Genomic DNA, 24,414 nt, shown 5'->3' with positions numbered 1-24,414 from the left:
TACAGGTCATCAACGCAGGTAATGCATCAGCACGCCCAGCAGGGCAATCAGGCCGATGATCATCGCGAAGGCGTAGTGATAGAGGAAACCGGATTGGGTACGACGCAGCACGCCGGCTGCGACGTCCACAACACGTGCCGAGAGATTGACCACGCCATCGACGATGTTGCTGTCGATCCAGCGCGACACCTTGCCGAGCTTGACGCTGCCGCCGGCAAAGCCATCGATCCACAGCTTGTCGAAGCCGTACTTGTTTTCCAGCACCGACACCAGCGGGGCGAAGGTCTTGCGTGCCTTGCCCGACAGGTCCGGCTTCCACAGATAGAACAGCGCGGCCAGCAGGAAGCCCGCCAGGGTCAGCCAGAACGGCGGAAGCATCATGCCGTGCAGCGCGAACGCCACCGGGCCATGGAACTCTTCACCCAGGAAGGCCACGGTGTTCTTGGCCGGATCGTAGAAATCGACGATGCCGGTGAAGAACGTGTTGACCTGGCCCTTGATGGCCGCGTGCGCGTGGTGGCCGGCCCAGTCGGTGCCATGCAGCATCGGACCGATGCTGAAGAAACCGATGGCGATGGACGGAATGGCCAGCAGGATCAGCGGCAGGGTCACCACCCACGGGGTTTCGTGCGGCTCATGCGGGCCGTGGCCATGGCCGTGGTCGTCATGGGCATCGCCGTGGTGCGCATCGGCATGACGGGCATCGGCGGCGTGGTGATCGTCATGGCCGTGGCCATGGTCGTCGTGGTGCGCGTCACGGAAGCGCTCCGGACCGTGGAAGGTCAGGAACAGCAGGCGGAAGCTGTAGAAGCTGGTGACCAGCACGCCACCCAGCACTGCCCAGTAGCCGTAGGTGGCCACCCAGGTGTGCTGCATGTGGGCGTGGATCTCGGCCGCCTCGATGATGGTGTCCTTCGAGTAGAAGCCGGAGAAGAACGGCGTACCGACCAGGGCCAGCGTACCGATCCACATGGTGATGAAGGTGATCGGCATGTACTTGCGCAGGCCGCCCATCTTGCGCATGTCCTGCTCGTGGTGCATGGCGATGATGACCGAACCGGCACCCAGGAACAGCAGCGCCTTGAAGAAGGCGTGGGTCATCAGGTGGAACACGGCGGCCGAATAAGCCGACACGCCCAGTGCCACGGTCATGTAGCCCAGCTGCGACAGGGTCGAGTACGCGACCACGCGCTTGATGTCGTTCTGCACGATACCGATCAGGCCGGTGAAGAAGGCCGTGGTGGCACCGATGAACAGGATGAAGTTCAGCGCGGTCTGCGACAGCTCGAACAGCGGCGACATGCGGGTGACCATGAAGATACCCGCGGTGACCATGGTCGCGGCGTGGATCAGTGCCGAGATCGGGGTCGGGCCTTCCATCGAATCGGGCAGCCACACGTGCAGCGGAACCTGGGCCGACTTGCCCATGGCACCGATGAACAGGCTGATGCAGATGACGGTGGCGATCGACCAGACCACCGGCGCGCTCAGCAGCTGCATGCCGAACAGGGTGCCGTCCCAGATCTGCATCTTGGCTTCAGGGCTGGCCAGCACGCCGGCCTGCGAGAACACCTGCGAATAATCCAGGGTGCCGAACACCCACAGCACGCCGGCGATACCCAGCAGGAAGCCGAAGTCACCGACGCGGTTGACCAGGAACGCCTTCATGTTGGCGAAGATCGCGGTCGGGCGCTTGAACCAGAAACCGATCAGCAGGTACGACACCAGGCCCACCGCTTCCCAGCCGAAGAACAGCTGCAGGAAGTTGTTGCTCATCACCAGGGTGAGCATCGAGAAGGTGAACAGCGAGATGTAGCTGAAGAAGCGCTGGTAGCCCGGGTCTTCTTCCATGTAGCCAATGGTGTAGATGTGCACCAGCAGCGACACGAAGGTGACCACCACCATCATCATGGCGGTGAGCTTGTCGACCATGAAACCGACGTGGGCCGAGTACTGGCCGACTTCGAAGAAGGTGTACAGGTTCTGGTTGAACGGCTGCGCGCCGCCCCACAGCAGCTGGTACAGCGTGTACATCGACAGGGCGCAGCTGATGGCCACGCCGAGGATGGTGACGGTCTGCGCGCCGAAGCGCTTGACCTGGCGACCGAACAGGCCGGCGATGATGCTGCCGAACAGCGGTGCAAGCACCACTGCGATCAACAGACTCTTGGAGAGAGTGATTTCCATCTGTGGATCAGCCCTTCAACGAATCGACTTCGCCGACATTGATCGTGCGGCGGGTACGGAACAGGGTCACCAGGATCGCCAGGCCGATGGCGGCCTCGGCAGCGGCGACGGTCAGGATGAAGAACACGAACAGCTGGCCGGACGGATCACCCAGCTGGCGGGAGAACGCAACGAAGTTCACGTTCACCGACAGCAGCATCAGTTCGATCGACATCAGCAGCACGATGACGTTCTTCCGGTTCAGGAAGATGCCGGCCAGGCTGATGGCGAACAGCACCGCGCCCAGCGCAAGCATGTGGCCAAGGGTAATCACGGCTGGGTCTCCTCGCCGGCGGCCGGCTTGCTGTTGCTGTGCACGACCGGCTGCTCTGCGCCCATCTTGACCATGCGCAGGCGGTTGCCGGCCTTGACCATGGTCTGGTCGCCCGGGTTCTGGCTCTTCACGCCGGTACGGCGGCGCAGGGTCAGCATGACAGCGGCCACCACGGCCACGGTCAGGATGACGGCGGCGAACTCGAACGGCAGCAGATATTCGGTGAACAGCGTGCGTGCCAGCCAGGTGATGTTGGAGCTGTCAGCCGCCAGCGCGGCGGCGTTGTCGGCCGGGAAGGCGTTGACCGCCCTGCCCTTCACGCCGATCAGGATGAGCATCTGCACCAGCATGGCCACGGCAACCACCAGGCCCACCGGCAGGTAACGCACCCAGCCTTCGCGCATCTTGGTGGGGTCGATGTCCAGCATCATCACCACGAACAGGAACAACACCATCACCGCACCCACGTAGACCAGCACCAGCGCCACGCCGAGGAATTCGGCGCCCACCAGCAGCCACACGCAGGCAATGGAGAAGAAGGTCAACACCAGGCAGAGCACGGCGTGAACCGGGTTGCGCACGCTGATCACCGCACCGGCCGAAACCGTTGCCGCGATGGCGAACACCCAGAAAGCGATATTTACCCAATCCATCTCTCGACCTCAGCGGTAAGCGGCATCGGCGGCACGACGCTCGGCGATCTCGGTTTCGAGACGGTCGCCCAGGGCCAGCAGCTGCGGCTTGGTAACGATGTTTTCGCCACGCTTCTCGAAGTGGTACTCGAGGATGTGGGTTTCGACGATCGAGTCCACCGGGCAGCTTTCTTCGCAGAAGCCGCAGAAGATGCACTTGAACAGATCGATGTCGTAGCGGGTGGTACGGCGGGTGCCGTCTTCGCGCTTGGCCGAGTCGATGGTGATGGCCAGCGCCGGGCAGACCGCCTCACACAGCTTGCAGGCGATGCAGCGCTCTTCGCCGTTGGGGTAACGGCGCAGCGCGTGCAGGCCGCGGAAGCGCGGCGACTGCGGGAACTTCTCCATCGGGTACATCATCGTGTACTTCGGCTTGAAGCTGTACTTCAGCGTCAGCCAAAGACCGGCCAGCAGTTCGAGCAGCAGCAGGCTCTTGAAGTAATGGGTAATCCTGTTCATCACTTAGACGCCCTTTTGAATCACGCCGAAGAACACCATGACGGCGGTAACCGCGATCCACAGAATGGCCAGCGGAATGAAGACCTTCCAGCCCAGGCGCATGATCTGGTCATAGCGGAAGCGCGGGAAGCTGGCACGGAACCAGATGTAGGCACTGGCGAAGAAGAACACCTTGACGAACAGCCACGGTGCACCGCCCTTCCAGATCCAGTCGACCAGCGGCGAGATGTTGCCCAGGTCGACCCAGCCCTGGATCGGGCTCAGCCAGCCGCCGAGGAAGAAGATCGAGATCAGGAAGCTGATCAGGATCATGTTCGCGTATTCGGCCAGGAAGAACAGCGCGAAGGCGCCGCCGGAGTATTCGACCATGTGGCCGGCCACGATTTCCGATTCGCCTTCCACCACGTCGAACGGCGCGCGGTTGGTTTCAGCCACGCCCGACACCCAGTAGATGACGAACAGCGGGAACAGCGGCAGAAGGAACCAGTCGAAGAAGCCGGAGCTGCCGGCCTGCGCCATCACGATGTTGCTCAGGTTCAGGCTGCCCGCCGCGATCATCACGCCGACCAGGGCGAAGCCCATGGCGATTTCGTAGCTGATCATCTGCGCCGAGGCGCGCATGGCACCCAGGAAGGCGTACTTCGAGTTGGATGCCCAACCGGCCAGGATGATGCCGTAGATGCCCAGCGAGGTCATCGCCAGCAGGTACAGCAGGCCGGCATTGGCGTTGGACAGCACGATCTGCGAATCGAAGGGCACCACCGACCAGGCCGCGAAGGCCGGGGCCAGGGTGATCAGCGGCGCCAGCAGGAAGATCGCCTTGTTGGCGTTGCTCGGCTGCAGCACTTCCTTGAACAGCAGTTTGAAGACGTCGGCGAAGGCCTGGAAGATGCCCATGCCCACGTACATCGGGCCGTGGCGGACGTGCATCCAGCCGATCAGCTTGCGTTCCCAGACCACGTAGAAGGCCACCGAGACGATCACCGGCACGGCGATCACCAGGATCTTCAGGATGATCCAGATCAGCGCGCCGATGTCACCCAGGGCAAGCAGCCACTGGTGCAGCGGGTCGACCGCGTTCAACAGCAATTCGTTCATGCAGCCACCACCGATACGCGAGCGGCACCCAGCGGCGCGGTCGCGCCGTGGCCCGATTCAATCCAGACCGAACCCGCAGCGACGCGGGCGTCGACCACCACCGGCAGGGTGGCCTTGCCGGCATCGGTGCCGACCTTGGCCATCTGCCCTTCCTGCAGCTGCAGGCGCGCGGCATCGTCAGCGTTCAGCACGATGCGCGGGGCGTTGTTCAGCGGGTGCGACTGCAGCGCCGGCGCGCGGCGGACCACCGCATCGGTGCGGTAGATCGCAGCGGTCGAAGCCACTTCCAGGCCTTCGCCGGCAACGGCCGGCTGGGCCGAAGCGGCCACGGCGACCGACACCGGGGCCAGGCTGGCGCGCAGGCCGGCCAGGTCGGTGAAGTCGAAACCGGCCAGGGCCATGTCACCGCCCAGCGCACGCAGCACGCGCCAGCCTTCACGGGCCTCGCCCGGCAGCTTGCCGCCGGCACGGGCCGACTGCTCGCGACCATCGAGGTTGGTCAGGGTGGCGTCGATTTCCGGCAGCGCACCGATCGGCAGGATGACGTCGGCAACGTCGCGGGTGGAAACACAGGCGAACTGGCTGAAAGCCACCACCTTGGCACCGACCAGCGCCTTGCGCGCGGCCGGGGCGTCGGCGAAGTCCAAGCCCGGTTCCAGGCCGTACACCACGTAGGCCTGGCGCGGCTGCGCCAGCATGGCGGCCACGTCCTTGCCGGCCGGCAGCACGCCGGCGCGGGTCAGGCCCACGGCATTGGCGCCCTGCGGGATGCGGCACAGCTTGGCACCGGTGGCGGCAGCGAAATCACGCGCAGCGGCGCGGATCGCGGCGGCCTGCGGGTGGTTTTCGGCTATGCCACCGACGATCAGCACGGTGTTGGTACCGCCCTGCACTGCCGAACGCAGTTCTTCGCTGGCCAGCGCTTCGACAAACTTCGACGGTGCCACGATCTGCTTGCCGGCGATGCCGAAGGCGAAGTCGAAATCAACCGGGTTGATGACGTGGATCTTCGCGCCCTTGGTGGTCTGCGCCTTGCGCAGGCGGGCGTGCAGCAGCGGCAGTTCGTGGCGGATGTTGCTGCCCAGAACGACGATGCGGTCGGCGCCTTCGATTTCAGTCAGCGGCAGGCCGAAGACTTCGGCGGTGGCGGCGTCGGAGAAGTCGCGGTTGTTGATGCGGTGATCGATGTTGTTCGAGCCCAGGCCCTTGGCCAGGCGGGCCAGCAGCGCGCCTTCCTCGTTGGAGGTGGACGGATGCACCAGCACGCCCAGGTGGTCACCCTGGTGCGCCTTGAGGATCTCGGCGGCTGCGGCCAGGCCTTCAGCCCAGCTCACTTCCTTCCACTCGCCATTGACCTTGCGCAGCGGCTTGACCGCACGGTCTTCGCTGTACAGGCCCTGGTGCGAATAGCGGTCGCGGTCGGACAGCCAGCACTCGTTCACCGCTTCGTTGTCGCGCGGCACGGTGCGCAGCACTTCGCCGCGACGCACGTGCAGGAACAGGTTCGAACCCATCGCGTCGTGGTAGCCCAGCGATTCGCGTGCGGTCAGTTCCCACGGACGGGCGCGGAACTGGAACACCTTGTTGGTCAGCGCGCCGACCGGGCAGACGTCAACCACGTTGCCGGACAGTTCGGTGGTCAGCGGCTTGCCGTCGTAGGTACCGATCTGCAGGTTCTCGCCGCGGTACATGCCACCCAGTTCATAGGTGCCTGCCACGTCGGCGGTGAAGCGCACGCAGCGGGTGCACTGGATGCAGCGGGTCATTTCGGTGGCGACCAGCGGACCCATGTCCTCGTCGGGCACCACGCGCTTGCGCTCGTTGAAGCGGCTGACCGAACGGCCATAGCCCAGCGAAACGTCCTGCAGCTCGCACTCGCCGCCCTGGTCGCAGATCGGGCAGTCCAGCGGGTGGTTGATGAGCAGGAACTCCATCACCGAACGCTGGAACTTGAGCGCCTTCTCACTGCGGGTGGCGACCTTCATGCCGTCCATCACCGGGGTGGCGCAGGCCGGCGCCGGCTTCGGCGACTTCTCCACGTCCACCAGGCACATGCGGCAGTTGGCGGCGATCGGCAGCTTCTCGTGGTAGCAGAAGCGCGGAATGGAGATGCCGGCCTTGTCGGCGGCCTGGATGATCATCGAGCCCTTGGGCACGACCAGCGACTTGCCATCGATCTCGATGGTGACGTGATCGGGTGGGACGCTCGGATTTACGGGTTGCGCGCTCATGCAGCGGCTGCCTCCACCTTCTTGCCGTCAACCATCGAATGACCGTTGACGATGTAGTACTCGAACTCGTCCCAGAACTGGCGCAGGAAGCCCTGGATGGGCCACGCAGCCGCTTCGCCGAACGCACAGATGGTGTGGCCTTCGATCTGGCCGGCCACTGCCTTCAGCTGGTGCAGGTCTTCCATCGTGGCCTTGCCGGCGACGATGCGCTCCAGCACGCGGTGCATCCAGCCGGTACCTTCGCGGCACGGGGTGCACTGGCCACAGGATTCCTTGTGGAAGAACTGGCTGATGCGGCAGGCGAACTTGACGCAGCACACGCTGTCATCCAGCACCACGACGGCGCCCGAACCCAGGCCGGAGCCCAGCGCACGGATGGTGTCGTAGTCCATCGGCAGGCCCTTCAGCTCGGCCGCGGTCAGCACCGGCATGGACACGCCGCCCGGAATCGCGCCCTTCAGGGTGCGGCCCGGACGCAGGCCACCGGCCATTTCCAGCAGGTCGTCGAAGGTGGTGCCCAGCGGCACTTCGAAGTTGCCGCCGTTCTGCACGCAACCAGACACCGAGAAGCACTTCGGGCCGCCGTTGCCGGTCAGGCTCAGACCCTTGAACCACTCCGGGCCGTTGCGGATGATCGCCGGCACCGAACCGTAGGTTTCGGTGTTGTTGATGGTGGACGGCTTGCCGTACAGGCCGAAGTTCGCCGGGAACGGCGGCTTGTAGCGCGGCTGGCCCTTCTTGCCTTCCAGCGATTCCATCAGCGCGGTTTCTTCGCCGCAGATGTACGCGCCGGCGCCCAGGGCACCGTAGATGTCGATGTCCACGCCCGAGCCCATCACGTTCTTGCCCAGCCAGCCATTTGCATAGGCGTCGGCCAGGGCCTGTTCGAAGTGCTCGAACGGCTCGTGGTGGAACTCACCGCGCAGGTAGTTGTAGCCCACGGTCGAGCCGGTGGCGTAGCAGGCGATCGCCATGCCTTCCACCACCGAATGCGGGTTGTAGCGCAGGATGTCGCGGTCCTTGCAGGTGCCCGGCTCGGATTCGTCCGAATTGCAGAGGATGTACTTCTGCATGTTGCCCTTGGGCATGAAGGACCACTTCAGGCCGGTCGGGAAACCAGCGCCACCGCGGCCACGCAGGCCGGAGGCCTTGACCATCTCGATGACCTGCTCCGGCGGGATCTTCTCTTCGAGGATCTTGCGCAGGGCGGCGTAGCCACCGGTCTTCAGGTAGCTTTCGTACGACCACGGGGTGTCGTAATGCAGGGTGGTGTAGACCACCTGGTGCGGCAGCGGCGCGGGGCCGACCGGACCCTTGGATTCGTGGTGATGTGCCATGCCCTTACTCCAGCCCGTCCAGCAGCTCGTCGACCTTTTCCAGGGTCAGACGCTCATGGTAGTGACCGTTGATGACCATCATCGGTGCGCCACCGCAGCCCGCCAGGCACTCTTCCTCGCGCTTGAGGTAGACGCGGCCGTCCGGGGTGGACTGGCCGTGCTTGATGCCCAGCTTCTTCTCGCAATGGCGCACGATGTCTTCGGCGCCATTGAGCCAGCAGCTGATGTTGGTGCAGATGGCCACGTTGTTGCGGCCCACCTTCTCGGTCTCGAACATCGAGTAGAAACTGGCCACTTCGTAGGCCCACACCGGCGGCAGGTCCAGGTACTTGGCCACGCCGGCGATCAGCTCGTCGGTCAGCCAGCCCTCGTTCTGCTCCTGGGCCGCATGCAGGCCCTGCAGCACGGCAGAGCGCTTGCGGTCCGGCGGGAACTTGGACAGCCAGTGATCGATGTGAGCGCGGGTCTTGTCGCTCAGCACCACCATCGGGTCGACGTCGCGCGCCGCCTCGAAATTACCTGTCGCCTTCATCGGCCGACCTCAGCGAAATGCATAACGTGAAATTCCAGAGACTGCGGCGCCGGCTTGCGCCGGCTGCCTGCAGCGGGCGTTGGCGTGGCGGACGGCATTACCGGTCAACCTCGCCGAACACCAGATCGTAGGTACCGATCATGGCCACCACGTCGGCCAGCATGTGGCCGCGCACGATCGAATCGATCGAGGACAGGTGGGCGAAGCCGGGGGCACGCAGGTGCACGCGGAAGGGCTTGTTGGCGCCGTCGGAGACCAGGTAGCAGCCGAACTCACCCTTCGGCGCTTCCACCGCCGAATAGGTTTCACCGGCCGGCACGCAATAGCCTTCGCTGAACAGCTTGAAGTGGTGGATCAGCGCTTCCATGTCGTCCTTCATGTCCTCGCGCTTGGGCGGAGCGACCTTGAAGTTCTTCACCATCACCGGGCCCGGGTTGGCCTTCAGCCACGCCACGCACTGCTTGATGATGCGGTTGGATTCGCGCATTTCGGCAACGCGGACCAGGTAACGGTCGTAGCAGTCGCCTTCCTTGCCCAGCGGGATGTCGAAATCGACGGCATCGTACTTGGCGTACGGACGCTTCTTGCGCAGGTCCCAGGCAACGCCCGAGCCGCGCAGCATCACGCCGGTCATGCCCCACTGGTGGGCCAGTTCCGGGCTGACCACGCCGATGCCGACCGTACGCTGCTTCCAGATACGGTTGTCGGTCAGCAGGGTTTCGTATTCGTCAACGCGACCCGGGAACTCGTTGGTGAAGTTCTCCAGGAAGTCCAGCAGCGAGCCTTCACGCGAAGCATTGAGCTGCTTCAGCGCCTTGCCCTTGTGCCAGCGCGATTCCTTGTACTTCGGCATGTGGTCCGGCAGGTCGCGGTAGACACCGCCCGGACGGTAGTACGCCGCGTGCATGCGCGCGCCGGAGACAGCTTCGTAGCAGTCCATCAGCTCTTCGCGTTCGCGGAAGGCGTACAGCATGACCGCCATGGCGCCCAGATCGAGCGCGTTCGAGCCCAGCCACATCAGGTGGTTCAGGATGCGGGTGATTTCGTCGTACATGGTACGGATGTACTGCGCACGCTCGGGCGCTTCGATACCCATCAGGGTTTCGATCGCGCGCACGTAGGCGTGCTCGTTGCACATCATCGACACGTAATCCAGGCGATCCATGTAGCCGATCGACTGGTTGAACGGCTTGGACTCGGCCAGCTTTTCGGTACCACGGTGCAGCAGGCCCACGTGGGGGTCGGCACGCATGATGGTTTCGCCGTCCATTTCCAGGATCAGGCGCAGCACACCGTGGGCGGCCGGATGCTGCGGGCCGAAGTTCATGGTGTAGTTGCGGATTTCCTGCCGGCTTTCGGCGGGGTTGCTGGCGAAGGCTTCGCCAGCCTGGTGTACGTGGCTCACTTCACTGCCTCCTGCGCGCGCTCACCTTCTGCGGTCTGCAGACGGGCGTCGTCGCGGATCACGCGCGGCACGCCGACACGCGGCTCCACCGATGTGACCGGTTCGTAGATCACGCGCTTCTTTTCTTCGTCGTAGCGGACTTCGACGTTGCCGATCAGCGGGAAGTCCTTGCGGAACGGATGGCCGACGAAACCGTAGTCGGTCAGGATCCGGCGCAGGTCCGGGTGACCTTCGAAGATCACGCCGTACAGGTCGAACGCTTCGCGCTCGAACCAGTTCAGGCCCGGCCAGATGCCGGTCAGCGAGGACACCACCGGCAGTGCTTCGTCAGGGGCGAAGCAGCGCAGGTGCAACATCAGGTTGTGCTGGTACGAGCGCAGCTGGGCGACCACGGCGAAACGCTGGGTCGGCATGTGCTGCGGGCGGGCGCCATCGGCACCGTTCTCTTCGCTGGGGAACTCGCCCCAGGCGAAGCGGCCCTGCGCCTTGCCTTCCACGCCACGGCTGAAGCCCTGCGAGGAAACGTCGGCGGTGTCCCATTCGTCCGAGCCGTAGCCCAGGTAATCGACGCCGCACAGGTCCACGGCCTGCTCGAAACCAAACTCGTCACGCAGCGCCAGGGCAGTGGCGTGCCACTGAGCCGCAGGCACCTCCAGCGTCACTTCGCCGCGGGGTTCGACCACGATGACCTTCGCACCAGCGAAACGTGCGGAGAGTCGGTCGATGAAGGATGCTTGCTCTGCCATGGGGGCTTGGCGCGCTCTTGTCAGGTGAAAAGGGTCAGCGGGCGATGGTCTGTGTACGCCAGATCTTCTTCTGCAGCTGCAGGATCCCGTACACCAGCGCCTCGGCGGTCGGCGGGCAGCCCGGGACATAGACGTCCACCGGCACCACGCGATCACAGCCGCGCACGACAGAATAGGAGTAATGGTAGTAGCCGCCGCCATTGGCGCAGCTGCCCATCGAGATGACCCACTTCGGGTCCGGCATCTGGTCGTAGACCTTGCGCAGCGCCGGGGCCATCTTGTTGACCAGGGTACCGGCCACGATCATCACGTCGGACTGACGCGGCGACGGGCGGAACACCACGCCGTAGCGGTCAAGGTCCAGACGCGCCGCACCGGCGTGCATCATTTCCACCGCACAGCAGGCCAGACCGAAGGTCATGGGCCACATGGAGCCGGTGCGCGCCCAGTTCAGCAGGGCATCGACACTGGTGGTGACAAAGCCCTTTTCCAGCAGGGGGTTGTCGCCTTCCGGCCGCAGGATGTCATCCACCCGCCCTTCCGGGACCGGGTTGTTCATGAGGCCATCGAGAGTCTGAATCACTCCCATTCCAGCGCTCCCTTCTTCCAGACGTAAATGAAACCGAGGAACAGCATGCCGACGAACAGGCCCATGGTGACGAGCGAACGGGCGCCCAGCTCCATGAAGACCTGGGTCCACGGCACGATGAAGATGATTTCCAGGTCGAAGACGATGAACTGGATCGCGATCAGGTAGTAGCGCACGTCGAACTTCATGCGCGCGTCTTCGAAGGCCTCGAAGCCGCATTCGTACGGCGACAGCTTTTCCAGATCGGGGCGGCGGGGGCCGAGGAATCGACCAATCAGCATCAGCGTGATGCCGATACCGGTGGCGACGATCAGAAACAGCAGAGACGGCAAATATTCGGCCAGCACAGCGATTCTCTCTTGCCTCTGCCGCCGCGCCTGCAGGCGCTTTGGCATGGGGGAGTGGACGGGAAACGGCTGGCGCATTGCGCGCCAGGAGAACCCGCTTTACTTACAAATGGTGCCCAAGAGGGGACTCGAACCCCTACGACCTAAGTCGCTACCACCTCAAGGTAGTGCGTCTACCAATTCCGCCACCTGGGCAAACGATCACATCAGACCAACATCCCGATGCGCCGCGTATTGTAACCGGCTTCAGTCTTTCTGGGAGCCTTCGGACGGCTTTTCTTCACCAGAAGTGGAAGTTTCCGCCTGAGCCGGCACAGTGGCGGCCGGAACCGGCGCCGCCGGGACCTCCGCAGCCTTCGGCGCAGCCGGCAGTTCACCCGCCGGGACGGCCGGGGCGCTGGCCGCCGGGGCGGACATCAGGCCCAGGTCCTGGTCGGCCGCCGGACGGGTGCCATGGCCGGCATACCAGGCCATGAACAGGCTGATGCCGAAGAACACCACGGCCAGCCACTTGGTGGACTTGGACAGGAAGTTGGACGCACCGCGCGCGCCGAACACAGTCCCCGAGGCGCCGGCACCAAAGCCCGAGCCCGCTGCCGCGCCCGAGCCACGCTGCATCAGGATCAGCGCGATCATGGCTACGGCCACCAGCACGTAGACGACATTGAGGATCAACATCAGCATTGGAAATCCGCCCTCGGACTGTTAGGCCGACGCTGAGCCGGCTGTCTTGACTAAATGTGTGCCGCCGCCTGCGCGATGGCCAGGAAATCTGCGGCCACCAGCGAGGCGCCGCCGACCAGCCCACCATCGACATCCGGCTGCGCGAACAGTTCCCCGGCATTGTCGGGTTTCACGCTACCGCCGTAAAGAATGGGCAGTGAATCGGCGATTCTAGCATCCATGCGCGCGACTTCGCCACGAATGAAGGCATGCACCTGCTGGGCCTGCTCCTTGCTGGCGGTCCTGCCGGTACCGATGGCCCAGACCGGCTCGTAGGCCACCACGGCGTTGGCAAACCCCTCGGCGCCGACAAGCGCCAGCACCGGTGCCAGCTGGCTGGCGATGACCGCCTCGGTCTGCCCGGCTTCGCGTTGTTCCAGGGTTTCACCCACGCACAGCACGGGCACCAGGCCGGCATGCAGGGCCGCGGCGAACTTGCGGGCGACCAGCTCGCTGCTCTCCTGGTGGTACTGGCGGCGCTCGGAGTGGCCGACCAGGCCGTAGCGGGCGCCGACCTCGTGCAGCATGGCGGCGCAGACTTCGCCCGTGTAGGCGCCCTTTTCATTGCTGCTGACGTCCTGGGCACCAAACACCAGGCCGGTCTCGCCGAAGTCCTCGACCAGCTCGCCCAGGTACGGCAGGGGCGGCAGGATGACCACCTCCACCCCGGCCTTGGGCAGCCCGGCGGCCACCTGGCCGAGCAGCTCGGTGGCGAATTGACGGCTGCCGTGCAGCTTCCAGTTTCCGGCGACGATCTTGCGGCGCATGGCGGTGGCTCCTGTATGAACTCAGCCGCCCATGATACCCGCTATGGCAAAAATCCGTTTCCGTGTAAGCGGTTACATGGATTTTCAGCCAACGGCGCAGCCCCTCGTGGCGGGGCGGTTGGGTTGGTCGCGAACGGCCCGGTTGGATTCGGTGGCTTGGCCGGGCGAGTGGGCTGCGCAGGGGACGCCGTGAATCCGTCCTTTGAGGCTCGGTCGCCGCATCCATGCGGCTCACGCCCCTGCGCACCCCACCCGCCCGGCCTCTGACACATCCCGGCGGCTCCGGCCGCCACGGAAAGAAAAATGAAGAGCAGGAGCAAGAGCAGAAGCGGCATTCCGGGTGGGTTCCGGGGTCAGTTCCTTTTCCGCAGGAAAAGGGATCTGACCCCCACTCCGCTCGACCCCTCCCCCGTTCGCCCCCTCACAGATTTCATCCACGCATGGCGTGGATCTACCGGAAACGGGGTTTGCCCACCGTCACCGGGAAACTGTCGGGGGTGGGGCGGTGTGGGTGGGCAGGACCGCAGGCGCCATGGATGGCGCCTACGAGCCTACAGGGACGTACTTGCGGCGTGTCCTGCCCACCCACACCGCCCCACCCAACCAGCAGAAAACCAGAGCCGCTCTGGCTCTGGCTTTGGCCTCTGCGGGTGCAGGGTGCAACCCTGCAAAGAAAAAGGCCGCCTTTCGGCGGCCTTCTCATTACTTCAGCTTGATCTCGCGCAGGCGCTCTTCCAGGAAGCCGTGGGCGGTGATCGGCTCCGGGTAGCGGCTGGGGTTTTCCGGGGTGATGCACGAGGGCAGCACGTCGATCAGGAAGTCCGGGTTCGGGTGCAGGAAGAACGGCACCGAGTAGCGCGGCTGGCGGGCCAGCTCGCCCGGGGGGTTCACCACGCGGTGGATGGTGGACGGGTACACGTGGTTGGTCAGGCGCTGCAACATGTCGCCGATGTTGACCACGATGGTGTCGGCGTCCGAGGTGAACGGCACCCACTGGCCATCATGCGACTGCACTTCCAGACCCGCGGCACTGGCACCGACCAGCAGGGTGATGAAGTTGATGTCGCCATGGGCACCGGCACGCACGTTCGGAATGTCGTCGGTGGTGATCGGCGGGTAATGGATCGGGCGCAGGATCGAATTGCCGAAATTGGTCTTGTCGGCGAAGAAGTCCTCCGGCAGGCCAATGTGCAGGGCCAGCGCCGACAACACGCGCGAACCCAGGTTGTCCAGCGCCTGGTACAGGCCGTAGCCGCGCTCGCGGAAGCCCTCGACCTCGGTCGGCCACAGGTTCGGCGCCATCACATCACGGTACTTGGAGTCATCGGCGATCTCGCGACCGATGTGCCAGAACTCCTTCAGGTCGAAGTGCTTGGAGCCCTTGGCGGTTTCCACGCCGAACGGGGTGTAGCCGCGGGCGCCGCCGCTGCCAGCCACGTGGTACTTGCGCTTGACCTCGTCCGGCAGGGCGAAGAAGGCCTTGAAGACATCGTAGGCCGCGTCGATGTCGGCCTGCGGGATGCCGTGGTTACGGATGCCCGCGAATCCCCATTGGCGGTAGGCCGCGCCCAGCTCGGCCACGAAGGCCTCGCGGTCGCTGTCGAAACGGGTGATGTCGAGGGTCGGGATCTGGCTCACAGCGGTTCCTGGCTTGTCGTGGGTCTGTTCGGCCCGACAGCTGTCTGTGGGCCACCTGAACATTGTGACAGATCGGCCCAATTCCCACACCGATACATTGAAACAAACCGATACAATGCGCCGCCCTTCGCGTCTTGACGCCCTCGTCACACGCGCCCTCCCTCGCACGCCTACCCCGTCGCCGCCATGGATGCTGCTTCCTTCAACACTCCCGCCCCGGGCGCCGAACGCCGCTGGCAGCGGCTGGCCTGGTGGTCGTTGTTCATTGCCGGCAATGCCGTGCTGGCGGCGCTGATCGCACTGGGCAACATTCCCGTGCGCGACAACCCCGGCGGCGCACTGGGCCTGACCTACCTATCGGTCGCCCTGCCCGGCCACCTGCTGGCGCTGGGCGCGCTGGCCGGCCTGCTGCCGTTGGCGCTGGGCCTGTGGCCGCGGCGCGCGCGCGTTCTGACGGTTTCGGCCATCGTGATGCAGGGCCTGTGGCTGTGCCTGTTGCTGGTGGATGCCAAGGTCTTCGCCCTGTACCGCTTCCACCTCAATGCCATGGTCGCCAACATGGTGTTCGGCGGCGCCCTGCACGACCAGGTGAGCCTGTCCTGGAAGACCTGGCTGCAGGCGATCGCGATGATCAGCGCCCTGTTCGGCGCGCAGGCCCTGCTGGCCTGGGCCTGCTGGAAGCTGCTGCCGGCGGCGCGACTGCAGCGCCGGGTGCTGCAGGCCTGGGCGCTGGTGGCGATGTTGATGGCCGGCGGCCAGGTGGCCACGGCCTACTACGACGCGCTGGGCGAACGTGCGGTCATCAGCCAGTGGAACTACCTGCCCTGGGCCCAGCCGATCACCGCCAAGAGCTTCATGCGGCGGCTGGGCGTGGTCAGCCAGCCGCAGGCCGGCCTGCCCGACCCGCGCCATGCGCAGCTGAACTACCCGCTGCAGCCGCTGCGCTGCCAGAGCCACCAGCGCCCGAACGTGCTGATGGTGGTGCTGGAATCGCTGCGCAAGGACGCACTGACCCCGCAGTTCATGCCCAATACGGCTGCGCTGGCGCAGTCTTCGCGCGTGTACCAACAGCACTTCAGCACCGGCAATGCCACCCGCTACGGGCTGTTCGGCCTGATGTACGGGCTGCCCGGCGGCTACTGGCCCACCATGCTGGCCGAACAGCGCGGCTCGCAGCTGTTCAAGGTGCTGCAGCAGCAGGGTTACGACCTGCACCTGTACGGCAGTGCGCCGCTGTACAGCCCCGAATTCGACCGCACCGTGTTTTCCGATGTGCGCAGCCAGCTGCACCAGGGCCCGCGTGATCGCGATTCGGCCGGGCGTGACCGCGCCATCGTCGAATCGCTGCAGCAGGACATCGTGGCCAGCCAGTCGGGCAAGCGCCCGTGGTTCGGCTTCGTCTTCCTCGATTCCACCCATGCGCCGTACCACATGCCCGCCGACTACCCGGCGGTCGCCCAGCCCATGGCCGAGGACATCGACTTCCTGAAGTTCGGCCCGGACCACGACCCGACCCCCGAATTGAACCGCTACCACACCGCCGTGCACTACGCCGACAGCCTGGTCGGGCGGCTGCTGGAAACGCTGCGTGCGCAGGGGCTGGACGAGGACACCATCGTGCTGGTCACCGGTGACCACGCCGAAGAGTTCAACGACCTGGGCCTGAACTACTGGGGCCACAACGGCAACTTCTCCGACTACCAGCTGCAGGTGCCGTTCGTGCTGCACTGGCCTGGGCAGGCGGCCGCGCAGGACGCCCGCACCAGCTCGCACGAAGACTGGGTGCCGACGCTGATGCGCCACGGTCTGGGCTGCGAGAACGCGCTGGCCGACTACAGCACCGGCCAGGACCTGCTGGCCGAGCCGCAGGGCACCCGTTCGCTGGTGGTGGAAAGCTGGTCGCAGCGCGCGGTGCGCCACGGCGATGCGATCCACGTGTTCGACAAGTTCGGCAACGCCACCACGCTGGACCGCCGCTACCACCCCTTGCCGCAGCAGGCGCCGGACCCGGCCAGCCTGCGCGCGGCCTGGGAAGCGCTCACCCGCTTCCGCAATCGTTGAACCACAGGACGGCTTCAACCATGACTCGCCCGCTGCGCATCCTGCACACCGAGGCCGCCACCGGAATGGGCGGCCAGGAGATCTACATTTTCCGCCACATGCAGGCCATGCGTGCGCGCGGCCACGAGGTGGCACTGCTGTGCCAGCCCGGGGCGCGCCTGGCCGGCCTGGCCCGCGATGCGGGATTCACCGTGCATACCCTGCGCATGGGCGGCCTGGCGCGCCTGCTGCGCGGCATCTGGTCGGTGGCACGCCTGGTGCGTCGTGAACGCTACGACGTGGTCAACACCACCAGCCGTCGCGATGCGTTGATCGCCGCCGCCGGCGCACGCCTGGGCGGCACGCCGCTGGTGGTGCGCTCGCGCCACCTGATGAGCCCGGTCAATTCATTGCTGACCTACACCAGGCTGCCGCACCGGGTGCTGACCGTCAGCAGCTTCGTCAAGCAGCTGCTGGCCGAACGCGGCGTGCCCGCGGCCCGCATCGGCATCGTGCCGCCGATCGCGGTGCCGCCGCAGTGGAGCGATGTCCGCAAGCCGGACCCGTGGCAGTGCCTGCAGGACGTGCGCGCCGAGGTGCGTGCCGAGCTGGGCTTCAGCGCCGACGATATCGTGGTGGGCTGCGTGGCCGTGCTGCGCGAACCCAAGGGCCATGCCGACCTGCTGCAGGCCATTGCACCGCTGTGCCAGGCCAACCGCAACCTGCACCTGGTGGTGGTGGGTGATGGCGAACCGGTGATGGCCCGCCTGCAGGCCCTGCGCGATGCACTGGGCCTGCAGCAGCAGGTCCACCTGCTGGGCTACCGCGATGGTGCCTGCCGGCTGATGGCCGGCTTCGACGTCTTCGCGCTGGCGTCGCACAAGGAAGCGGCCGGCACGGTGTTCCTGGAAGCGGCATTCGTGGGCGTGCCGATCGTGGCCACGCGCGTGGGCGGTGTTCCGGAAATGGTGGTCGATGGCAGCAACGCGCTGCTGACGCGGCTGGGCGACCGCGCCGCATTGACCGCCGCGCTGCGCCTGCTGGTGGACGACCCCGAACGCCGCCGCCTGATGGGCCGTGCCGGCTGGGACTGGATGCGCAGCGCGCACCGGTTCACCCCGGCCGGCCACGGCGAAACCACCGAATACTATTATCACCAGTGGCTGAAGGAGCTGGGACATGGCTGACGCACGAACCGTACCGGTGCTGATGCACCATCACGTAAGCCCGTCGCCGGGCATGATCACCGTGTCGCCGGAAAATTTCGAGAGCCAGATTGCCTGGCTCGCACGCGAAGGCTGGACGTCGCTGACGCTGGACCAGTACGCCGGCTTCCTGGCCGGCAAGCCGGTGCCACGCAAATCGATCGTGATCACCTTCGATGACGGTTACCTGGACAACTGGGTGTATGCCCACCCGATCCTGCAGAAGTACGGCATGCACGCGGTGGTGTTCGTGGTGACCGGCTGGATGGGCGAAGGCCCGGTGCGCGCGCATGCCGGCGTGGCCGGCGCCGTGCTGCCGCCGACGCCGGACCACCGTGGCTGCGAGACGGCGATCTTCCAGGACAACCGCTGCGACGATGTGATGATGCGCTGGAGCGAAGCACGCGCCGCCATCGAGGCCGGCACCTTCGAGGTGCACTGCCATACCCACACCCATACCCGCTGGCTGCAGCGGCAGGACCTGGACCGCGCGCAGCGCCGCGATGGCATCGACCAGGACCTGGCGCGGGCGCGGCAGGTCCTGCAGGCGCAGCTGGGCGAAGTGTCCGACACCCTGTGCTGGCCGTATGGCGATTTCGACCAGGACCATATCGAGGTCGCCCGCGCGCACGGGTTCCGCTACCTGCACACCACCCATCCGTTCGGCCGCAACGTGGTTGGTGGCGATCCGGAACGCATCTATCGCTTCGCGATCCGCAACCGCCCGGCCAGCTGGCTGCGCAAGCGCATCGCGCAGAGTTACCACCCGCTGCTGGCGCCGCTGTTCAATGGCTTCAAGGCACGCCAGAAGAAAATGGTGCCTGGGCCCTAGGCATTGCCTGCGTTTGTGCGCGGTGGAAACGAAAACGCCCCGGTTTCCCGGGGCGTTCCGCATTCTGCAGGCTGAGCCGAAGGTCAGGCGGTTGCGGCGGACTTCACCGCGGCCGACAGCCGGTCCAGGGTGTCCTGCATCAGGGTCGCGTCGTCGGCTTCCACGGTGACGCGCACCACCGGCTCGGTGCCGGAGGGACGCAGGAACGCACGGCCACGGCCACTGACGGCCTGCTGTGCTTGCACCAGTGCCGACTGCACGCTGTCGGCCTGCACGGTGGCCTTGGCCGAGACATCGCCCAGGCGCACGTTGACGGTCTTCTGCGGCACCTTCGACAACGGCTGCAGCGCCTGGCGCAGGGTCTGCCCGCTGCGCTTGAGCGCCACCAGCACCTGCAGCGCACTGACGATGCCATCGCCGGTGGTGGCGCGGTCCAGGCACAGCAGGTGGCCGGAGGCTTCGCCGCCGAGCACGCCATTGCCTTCGATCAGCGCCTGGTGCACGTAGCGGTCGCCCACGTTGCTGCGCTGGAACGGAATCTGCAGCTTGGCCAGCGCCTTTTCCAGGCCGTAGTTGCTCATCAGGGTACCGACCACCGGGCCACGCAGGCGGCCTTCGGCCTGCCACGCGCGCGCCAGGATGTAGAGCAGGTCGTCACCGTCGACCGGGGTGCCCTGGTCGTCGGCCATCAGCACGCGGTCGCCGTCGCCGTCGAAGGCGATGCCCAGGTCGGCGCCGGTCTCGCGCACCTTGGCGGCAAGGTTGTCGATGTGGGTCGAGCCCACGCCGTCGTTGATGTTCACGCCGTTGGGTTCGGCACCGATGCCGATGACATCGGCGCCCAACTCGCGGAACAGCAGCGGCGCGATCTGGTAGGTGGCGCCGTGTGCGCAGTCCAGCACCAGGCGCACGCCACGCAGATCGAACGAACGCGGCACGCTGGCCTTGCAGAACTCGATATAGCGGCCCACCGCTTCACGCGCACGCGCGGCCTTGCCCAGCTGCTCCGATTCGGCGGTGGTGAACGGCACGTCCAGCGCTGCTTCCAGCGCCAGTTCGGTGGCGTCATCCAGCTTCTCGCCCTGGGCGGAGAAGAACTTGATGCCGTTGTCGTAATGCGGGTTGTGCGAGGCACTGATGACGATGCCGGCATCCACGCCCAGGGTGCGGGTGAGGAAGGCCACGGCCGGGGTGGGCATCGGGCCCAGCAGCTGCACGTCCGCACCGGCGGCGACCAGGCCGGCTTCCAGCGCGGCTTCGAACATGTAACCGGAAATGCGGGTGTCCTTGCCGATCACCACGATCGGGCGACGCCCATGCGCGCCACGCTGGGCCACCAGCACGCGGCCCAGGGCATTGCCCAGGCGCAGCACGAAATCGGCCGAAATCGGGCTCTGGCCGACGCGCCCGCGGATGCCGTCGGTACCGAAGTACTTGCGGCCTCCCATCAAGCCACCTCCGGCCGCGGCTGACGGCCGAGCATGGCCAGCAGGTCGGCCAGGCGGTCACGCATTTCGCGGCGGTCGCAGATCTGGTCGATGGCGCCGTGTTCGAGCAGGAACTCCGAACGCTGGAAGCCTTCGGGCAGCTTTTCGCGCACGGTCTGTTCGATCACGCGCGGGCCGGCGAAGCCGATCAGGGCCTGCGGTTCGGCGATGTTGATGTCGCCCAGCATTGCAAACGAGGCCGACACGCCACCGGTGGTCGGGTGGGTCAGCACCGAGATGTACGGCAGGCCGGCCTCGCGCAGCTTGCCCAGCGCGGCCGAGGTCTTGGCCATCTGCATCAGCGAGAACAGGCCTTCCTGCATGCGCGCGCCGCCACTGGCGGAGAAGCACACGTAGGGGGCGCCGATTTCCAGCGCGGTTTCGGCAGCCAGCGCGAAGCGCTCACCCACCACCGAGCCCATCGAACCGCCCATGAAGGCGAAATCGAACGAGGACGCCACCAGCGGACGGCCCTTGAGCAGGCCGCGCATGGCAATCAGCGCGTCGTACTCGCCGGTGTTCTTCTGCGCGATCTTGATGCGCTCGCTGTACTTCTTCTGGTCCTTGAACTTCAGCAGGTCGGTCGGCCCCAGGCGCGCCGCGATCTCGGTGGTGCTGTCCGCGTCAAACAGCGCGGCCAGACGCGCGCGCGCGCGGATCGCCATGTGGTGGCCGCACTTCGGGCAGACCTCCAGGTTTTCTTCCAGCTCGGGGCGGTACAGCGCGCTGCCGCAGCTGCTGCACTTTTCCCACAGGCCCTCGGGGACGCTGCGCTTCTTGCTGGGGGTGTTGTCGGTGCGGATGCCGGACGGCATCAACTTGCTGAGCCAACTCATGCGGGAGGACACTTCCGTTCAGGGCGGCCCGAAGGCCGCAAAGGCCGACAGTCTAGCGCCGCTCCCCCTGCCCGTGCACCCCCGCGTGATTGCCGGGGGTTCGGGAAAAAACCATGCTGTGACGTACGTTTAGCGCGACAAGGTCGCGCGGGCAGCGCCAGGCACGCCCCAGCACCAGCGCCAGCGTCAGGCGTCCAGGGCCTGGCGCAGGGGCGCCAGGAATGCGTGCGCCTGCTGCGCCGCCTGTTCCGGCGAGGCGGCATCGGCCAACGCTGCCACCAGGGCACTGCCGACCACCACGCCGTCGGCCTGCACGGCCATGGCCGCGGCACTGGCGGCATCCTTGATGCCGAAGCCGGCCACCACCGGCACCGTCGCCCCGGCGCGCAGGGCCTGCAGGCGCGCGCTTGCGGCCTGGCTGTCCAGACGTTCGGAGGCGCCGGTAACGCCGGCGAAGCTGACGTAATACAGATAGCCGCGTGCCAGCGACAGCAGGGTCTGCGCACGCGCATCGCTGGTGGTGGGCGAGGCCAGCAGCACCAGCGCCAGCCCGGCCGCATCGAAGGCCTGCTTCGCCTCGCCGGCCTCTTCCGGCGGCAGGTCGACCAGCAGCACGCCATCCACGCCGGCCTGCACGGCCGCCTGCGCGAACGCCGCGTAACCGTGGATCTCAACCGGGTTCAGGTAGCCCATCAGCACCACCGGCGTCTGCGTGTCACGCTGGCGGAACTCGGCCACCGCCTGCAGTACGTAGCGGCTGCCTGCGCCGCGCGCCAGCGCGCGTTCGGAACTGCGCTGGATGGTCGGGCCGTCGGCCATCGGGTCGGAGAACGGCACGCCCAGTTCGATCACATCGGCACCGGCCTCGACCAGCGCATGCATGACCGGCACGGTGGCCTCCAGCGACGGGTCGCCGGCGGTAATGAAGGGAATGAGGGCCTTGCGGCCGGAGGCACCCAGGCGGGCAAAGCAGGCATCGATACGTTCAACGGACATTTCAGCTACATCCTTCAATCAATTCAACGGCGCCACTGGCGCCCCAGTACATCCTCGATACCACGCCATCGACGATCTCCACCCGGATCGCCAGGTCCGACCCCGGGTCCTGCCAGAGCAGGCTTTCGCCGGTTTCCGCATCGGCCCCGTGAGGCTGGGAGCTGGTGCCGGCGGGCAGCCGCTGCAGGGCCTGCGCACGGGGCATGTCCAGGTGCAGCCCGAACGGACCGGGCTGCAGCACCACCTGGCCGGAATCATCGATGGGCGCCAGGTCGAAGCGCACCACATCGTCGTCCTGCACCAGCATCGACACACCTTCGGGCAACAGACCGCGCTCGTAGTACTCGCAGCGCCCCTGGGTGGCTTCGTGCAGGCCGGCGGAGTGCCATTCGCTCTCCCCCTGCAGTTCGCTGAAGCGCTGGCCGACCAGCACATCGCCGGCATGGTCCAGCGCTACGGACACCACCGCAGGTGCTTCGTCTGCGGCCGGCGCGGCGGCGGGTGCAGGAGCGGGGGCGTCATCGATGGGGCGATGCGCCAGGTCGTCATCGTTGCTGGCCGGGTGCTGCGCGTCGGCGATCGCCGCCGGGGTGGCCGCTGCCGGCGCCAGCACCGGCGGCTCGGGTGGCGCGCAGCCGCCCAGGCCGACGGCCAGCGCCAGCACGCCGCCATGGCGCAGCACGCCGTTCACAGCACCAGACCCTCGCGCGCGGCGATGGTGTGCACATCCTTGTCGCCACGACCGGACAGATTGCACAGCACAATCTGGTCGCGCGGGCGCTCGCGCGCCAGCTTGATCGCCTGCGCCAGGGCATGGCTGGATTCCAGTGCCGGCAGGATGCCTTCGGTGTGCGCCAGCAGGTGGAAGGCCTGCAGCGCTTCCTCATCGGTGATGCCCAGGTAGCGTGCGCGGCCGCTGTCGGCCAGGAACGCGTGCTCCGGACCGACGCCGGGGTAATCCAGGCCGGCCGACACCGAATGGGTTTCGATGATCTGGCCATCGTCGTCGCACAGCACATAGGTGCGGTTGCCGTGCAGCACGCCCGGGCGGCCGGCAGCGATGGAGGCGGCGTGGCGGCCGGTATGGATGCCGTCGCCGGCGGCTTCGGCGCCGACGATCTCGACCTGGCGATCGTTGAGGAACGCATGGAACAGGCCGATGGCATTGCTGCCGCCACCCACGCAGGCGGTGATCGCGTCCGGCAGGCGGCCGTACTCGGCCAGCATCTGCTCGCGCGCCTCGCGGCCGACGATGGCGTTGAAGTCACGCACCATGCGCGGGTACGGATCGGGGCCGGCCACGGTGCCGATGATGTAGAAGGTGTCCTGCACGTTGGTCACCCAGTCGCGCATGGCTTCGTTGAGTGCATCCTTCAGCGTGGCCGAGCCGGAGGTGACCGGCACCACGGTGGCGCCCAGCAGCTTCATGCGGTAGACGTTGATCTTCTGCCGCTCGATGTCGGTGGCACCCATGTAGACCACGCATTCCAGGCCCAGGCGCGCGGCGACGGTGGCACTGGCCACGCCGTGCTGGCCGGCACCGGTCTCGGCAATGATGCGCTTCTTGCCCATGCGCGCGGCCAGCAGCGCCTGGCCGATGGTGTTGTTGATCTTGTGCGCGCCGGTGTGGTTCAGGTCTTCGCGCTTGAGCAGGATCTGCGCACCGCCGACGTGGTCGCTCAGGCGCTGGGCGTGGTAGATCGGGCTGGGCCGGCCCACGTAATGGGCCAGATCGCGGTCGTAGGCACGCTGGAATTCCGGGTCCTGGCGGGCCTGATCGTAGGCCTGGGCCAGTTCCTGCAGCGGGCCGACCAGGGTTTCGGCAACGAAACTGCCGCCGTAGCGGCCGAAGTGGCCCTGGGCATCCGGGAAGGCGTGGTAGTCGGCAATGGGGGAGGCAGACATGGAAGCGACCGCTGGTTCGAGACAGGTGGATACTCTAGCGCACGGATCC

Annotated in this window: 23 protein-coding genes and 1 tRNA gene; 3 read left to right on the top strand and 21 right to left on the bottom strand. The window is 66.2% G+C overall.

Annotated features, from left to right (window positions below; translation table 11 throughout):
- Positions 1 to 9: 9 nt before the first annotated feature.
- The 16 genes from nuoL to G4G00_RS19220 all read right to left on the bottom strand — a co-directional run bounded on the left by nuoL (position 10) and on the right by G4G00_RS19220 (position 15,064).
- A complete protein-coding gene (gene nuoL / locus G4G00_RS19295) occupies positions 10 to 2,187 on the bottom strand; it encodes an NADH-quinone oxidoreductase subunit L (protein ID WP_164275864.1) in 2,178 nt (725 codons plus the stop codon).
- A 7-nt stretch (positions 2,188 to 2,194) separates the two neighbouring features.
- On the bottom strand, positions 2,195 to 2,500 hold the full coding sequence (nuoK, locus tag G4G00_RS19290) for an NADH-quinone oxidoreductase subunit NuoK (RefSeq protein ID WP_006381125.1): 306 nt from the start codon (positions 2,498 to 2,500) through the stop codon (positions 2,195 to 2,197).
- Positions 2,497 to 3,153, bottom strand: coding sequence for an NADH-quinone oxidoreductase subunit J (locus G4G00_RS19285; RefSeq protein WP_108753690.1), 657 nt, complete (start codon positions 3,151 to 3,153; stop codon positions 2,497 to 2,499). The genes nuoK and G4G00_RS19285 overlap by 4 nt, the downstream gene beginning before the upstream one ends.
- A 9-nt stretch (positions 3,154 to 3,162) precedes the next feature.
- Positions 3,163 to 3,651, bottom strand: coding sequence for an NADH-quinone oxidoreductase subunit NuoI (gene nuoI, locus G4G00_RS19280; RefSeq protein ID WP_108750217.1), 489 nt, complete (start codon positions 3,649 to 3,651; stop codon positions 3,163 to 3,165).
- A gap of 3 nt (positions 3,652 to 3,654) precedes the next feature.
- The gene (gene nuoH / locus G4G00_RS19275) at positions 3,655 to 4,749 is read right to left on the bottom strand and encodes an NADH-quinone oxidoreductase subunit NuoH (protein ID WP_164275861.1); all 1,095 of its coding nucleotides are present in this window, start codon (positions 4,747 to 4,749) and stop codon (positions 3,655 to 3,657) included.
- Positions 4,746 to 6,980: an NADH-quinone oxidoreductase subunit NuoG gene (nuoG, locus tag G4G00_RS19270; RefSeq protein ID WP_164275858.1), complete on the bottom strand. Its 2,235-nt coding sequence runs from the start codon at positions 6,978 to 6,980 to the stop codon at positions 4,746 to 4,748. Before nuoG ends, nuoH begins: the two co-directional genes overlap by 4 nt.
- Entirely contained in the window at positions 6,977 to 8,317 is a 1,341-nt protein-coding gene (gene nuoF, locus G4G00_RS19265) for an NADH-quinone oxidoreductase subunit NuoF (RefSeq protein WP_108750220.1), read from the bottom strand. Before nuoF ends, nuoG begins: the two co-directional genes overlap by 4 nt.
- Positions 8,318 to 8,321: 4 nt before the next feature.
- Positions 8,322 to 8,849, bottom strand: coding sequence for an NADH-quinone oxidoreductase subunit NuoE (gene nuoE / locus G4G00_RS19260; protein WP_108750221.1), 528 nt, complete (start codon positions 8,847 to 8,849; stop codon positions 8,322 to 8,324).
- A 97-nt stretch (positions 8,850 to 8,946) separates the two neighbouring features.
- Entirely contained in the window at positions 8,947 to 10,254 is a 1,308-nt protein-coding gene (locus G4G00_RS19255; RefSeq protein ID WP_108753693.1) for an NADH-quinone oxidoreductase subunit D, read from the bottom strand.
- Positions 10,251 to 11,000 carry an NADH-quinone oxidoreductase subunit C gene (locus tag G4G00_RS19250; protein ID WP_108753694.1) on the bottom strand — a complete coding sequence of 250 codons (750 nt, stop codon included), beginning with the start codon at positions 10,998 to 11,000 and terminating at the stop codon, positions 10,251 to 10,253. The genes G4G00_RS19255 and G4G00_RS19250 overlap by 4 nt, the downstream gene beginning before the upstream one ends.
- A 34-nt stretch (positions 11,001 to 11,034) precedes the next feature.
- Entirely contained in the window at positions 11,035 to 11,589 is a 555-nt protein-coding gene (locus G4G00_RS19245; protein WP_079222612.1) for an NADH-quinone oxidoreductase subunit B, read from the bottom strand.
- Positions 11,580 to 11,936, bottom strand: coding sequence for an NADH-quinone oxidoreductase subunit A (locus G4G00_RS19240; RefSeq protein ID WP_079222613.1), 357 nt, complete (start codon positions 11,934 to 11,936; stop codon positions 11,580 to 11,582). The genes G4G00_RS19245 and G4G00_RS19240 overlap by 10 nt, the downstream gene beginning before the upstream one ends.
- A 110-nt stretch (positions 11,937 to 12,046) precedes the next feature.
- Positions 12,047 to 12,131 (bottom strand) — tRNA-Leu (locus G4G00_RS19235).
- Between the two features lie 51 nt (positions 12,132 to 12,182).
- Positions 12,183 to 12,620: a preprotein translocase subunit SecG gene (secG, locus tag G4G00_RS19230; protein ID WP_108750224.1), complete on the bottom strand. Its 438-nt coding sequence runs from the start codon at positions 12,618 to 12,620 to the stop codon at positions 12,183 to 12,185.
- Between the two features lie 50 nt (positions 12,621 to 12,670).
- Positions 12,671 to 13,426, bottom strand: coding sequence for a triose-phosphate isomerase (tpiA, locus tag G4G00_RS19225; protein ID WP_108753695.1), 756 nt, complete (start codon positions 13,424 to 13,426; stop codon positions 12,671 to 12,673).
- A gap of 702 nt (positions 13,427 to 14,128) precedes the next feature.
- Entirely contained in the window at positions 14,129 to 15,064 is a 936-nt protein-coding gene (locus tag G4G00_RS19220; RefSeq protein ID WP_108750226.1) for a 2-oxoglutarate and iron-dependent oxygenase domain-containing protein, read from the bottom strand.
- Positions 15,065 to 15,250: 186 nt separating this feature from the next.
- On the opposite strand from G4G00_RS19220, the gene G4G00_RS19215 reads away from it, so the two are divergent.
- From G4G00_RS19215 to G4G00_RS19205, 3 genes are read left to right on the top strand one after another with little or no spacing between them, the layout of a single operon-like run.
- Positions 15,251 to 17,125: a sulfatase-like hydrolase/transferase gene (locus G4G00_RS19215; RefSeq protein ID WP_164275855.1), complete on the top strand. Its 1,875-nt coding sequence runs from the start codon at positions 15,251 to 15,253 to the stop codon at positions 17,123 to 17,125.
- 20 nt (positions 17,126 to 17,145) lie between these two features.
- The gene (locus tag G4G00_RS19210; protein ID WP_164275852.1) at positions 17,146 to 18,291 is read left to right on the top strand and encodes a glycosyltransferase family 4 protein; all 1,146 of its coding nucleotides are present in this window, start codon (positions 17,146 to 17,148) and stop codon (positions 18,289 to 18,291) included.
- The gene (locus G4G00_RS19205) at positions 18,284 to 19,141 is read left to right on the top strand and encodes a polysaccharide deacetylase family protein (RefSeq protein ID WP_164275848.1); all 858 of its coding nucleotides are present in this window, start codon (positions 18,284 to 18,286) and stop codon (positions 19,139 to 19,141) included. The genes G4G00_RS19210 and G4G00_RS19205 overlap by 8 nt, the downstream gene beginning before the upstream one ends.
- A gap of 83 nt (positions 19,142 to 19,224) precedes the next feature.
- On the opposite strand, the gene glmM is transcribed toward G4G00_RS19205, so the two are convergent.
- The 5 genes from glmM to trpB all read right to left on the bottom strand — a co-directional run bounded on the left by glmM (position 19,225) and on the right by trpB (position 24,365).
- A complete protein-coding gene (gene glmM / locus G4G00_RS19200) occupies positions 19,225 to 20,589 on the bottom strand; it encodes a phosphoglucosamine mutase (RefSeq protein ID WP_164275845.1) in 1,365 nt (454 codons plus the stop codon).
- A complete protein-coding gene (gene accD / locus G4G00_RS19195) occupies positions 20,589 to 21,464 on the bottom strand; it encodes an acetyl-CoA carboxylase, carboxyltransferase subunit beta (RefSeq protein ID WP_108750230.1) in 876 nt (291 codons plus the stop codon). Before accD ends, glmM begins: the two co-directional genes overlap by 1 nt.
- 186 nt (positions 21,465 to 21,650) lie before the next feature.
- Positions 21,651 to 22,460, bottom strand: a complete 810-nt coding sequence (gene trpA / locus G4G00_RS19190) for a tryptophan synthase subunit alpha (protein ID WP_164275842.1) — start codon at positions 22,458 to 22,460, stop codon at positions 21,651 to 21,653.
- Position 22,461: 1 nt separating this feature from the next.
- The gene (locus tag G4G00_RS19185) at positions 22,462 to 23,151 is read right to left on the bottom strand and encodes a hypothetical protein (protein WP_164275839.1); all 690 of its coding nucleotides are present in this window, start codon (positions 23,149 to 23,151) and stop codon (positions 22,462 to 22,464) included.
- A complete protein-coding gene (gene trpB, locus G4G00_RS19180; protein WP_108750233.1) occupies positions 23,148 to 24,365 on the bottom strand; it encodes a tryptophan synthase subunit beta in 1,218 nt (405 codons plus the stop codon). The genes G4G00_RS19185 and trpB overlap by 4 nt, the downstream gene beginning before the upstream one ends.
- Between the last annotated feature and the right edge of the window lie 49 nt (positions 24,366 to 24,414).

The sequence above is a fragment of the Stenotrophomonas sp. B1-1 genome, from assembly GCF_010894375.1.
Classification (GTDB): Bacteria; Pseudomonadota; Gammaproteobacteria; order Xanthomonadales; family Xanthomonadaceae; genus Stenotrophomonas.
Note: the sequence above shows the minus strand (reverse complement) of the source record. Positions and strands in the feature narration are given on the sequence as shown.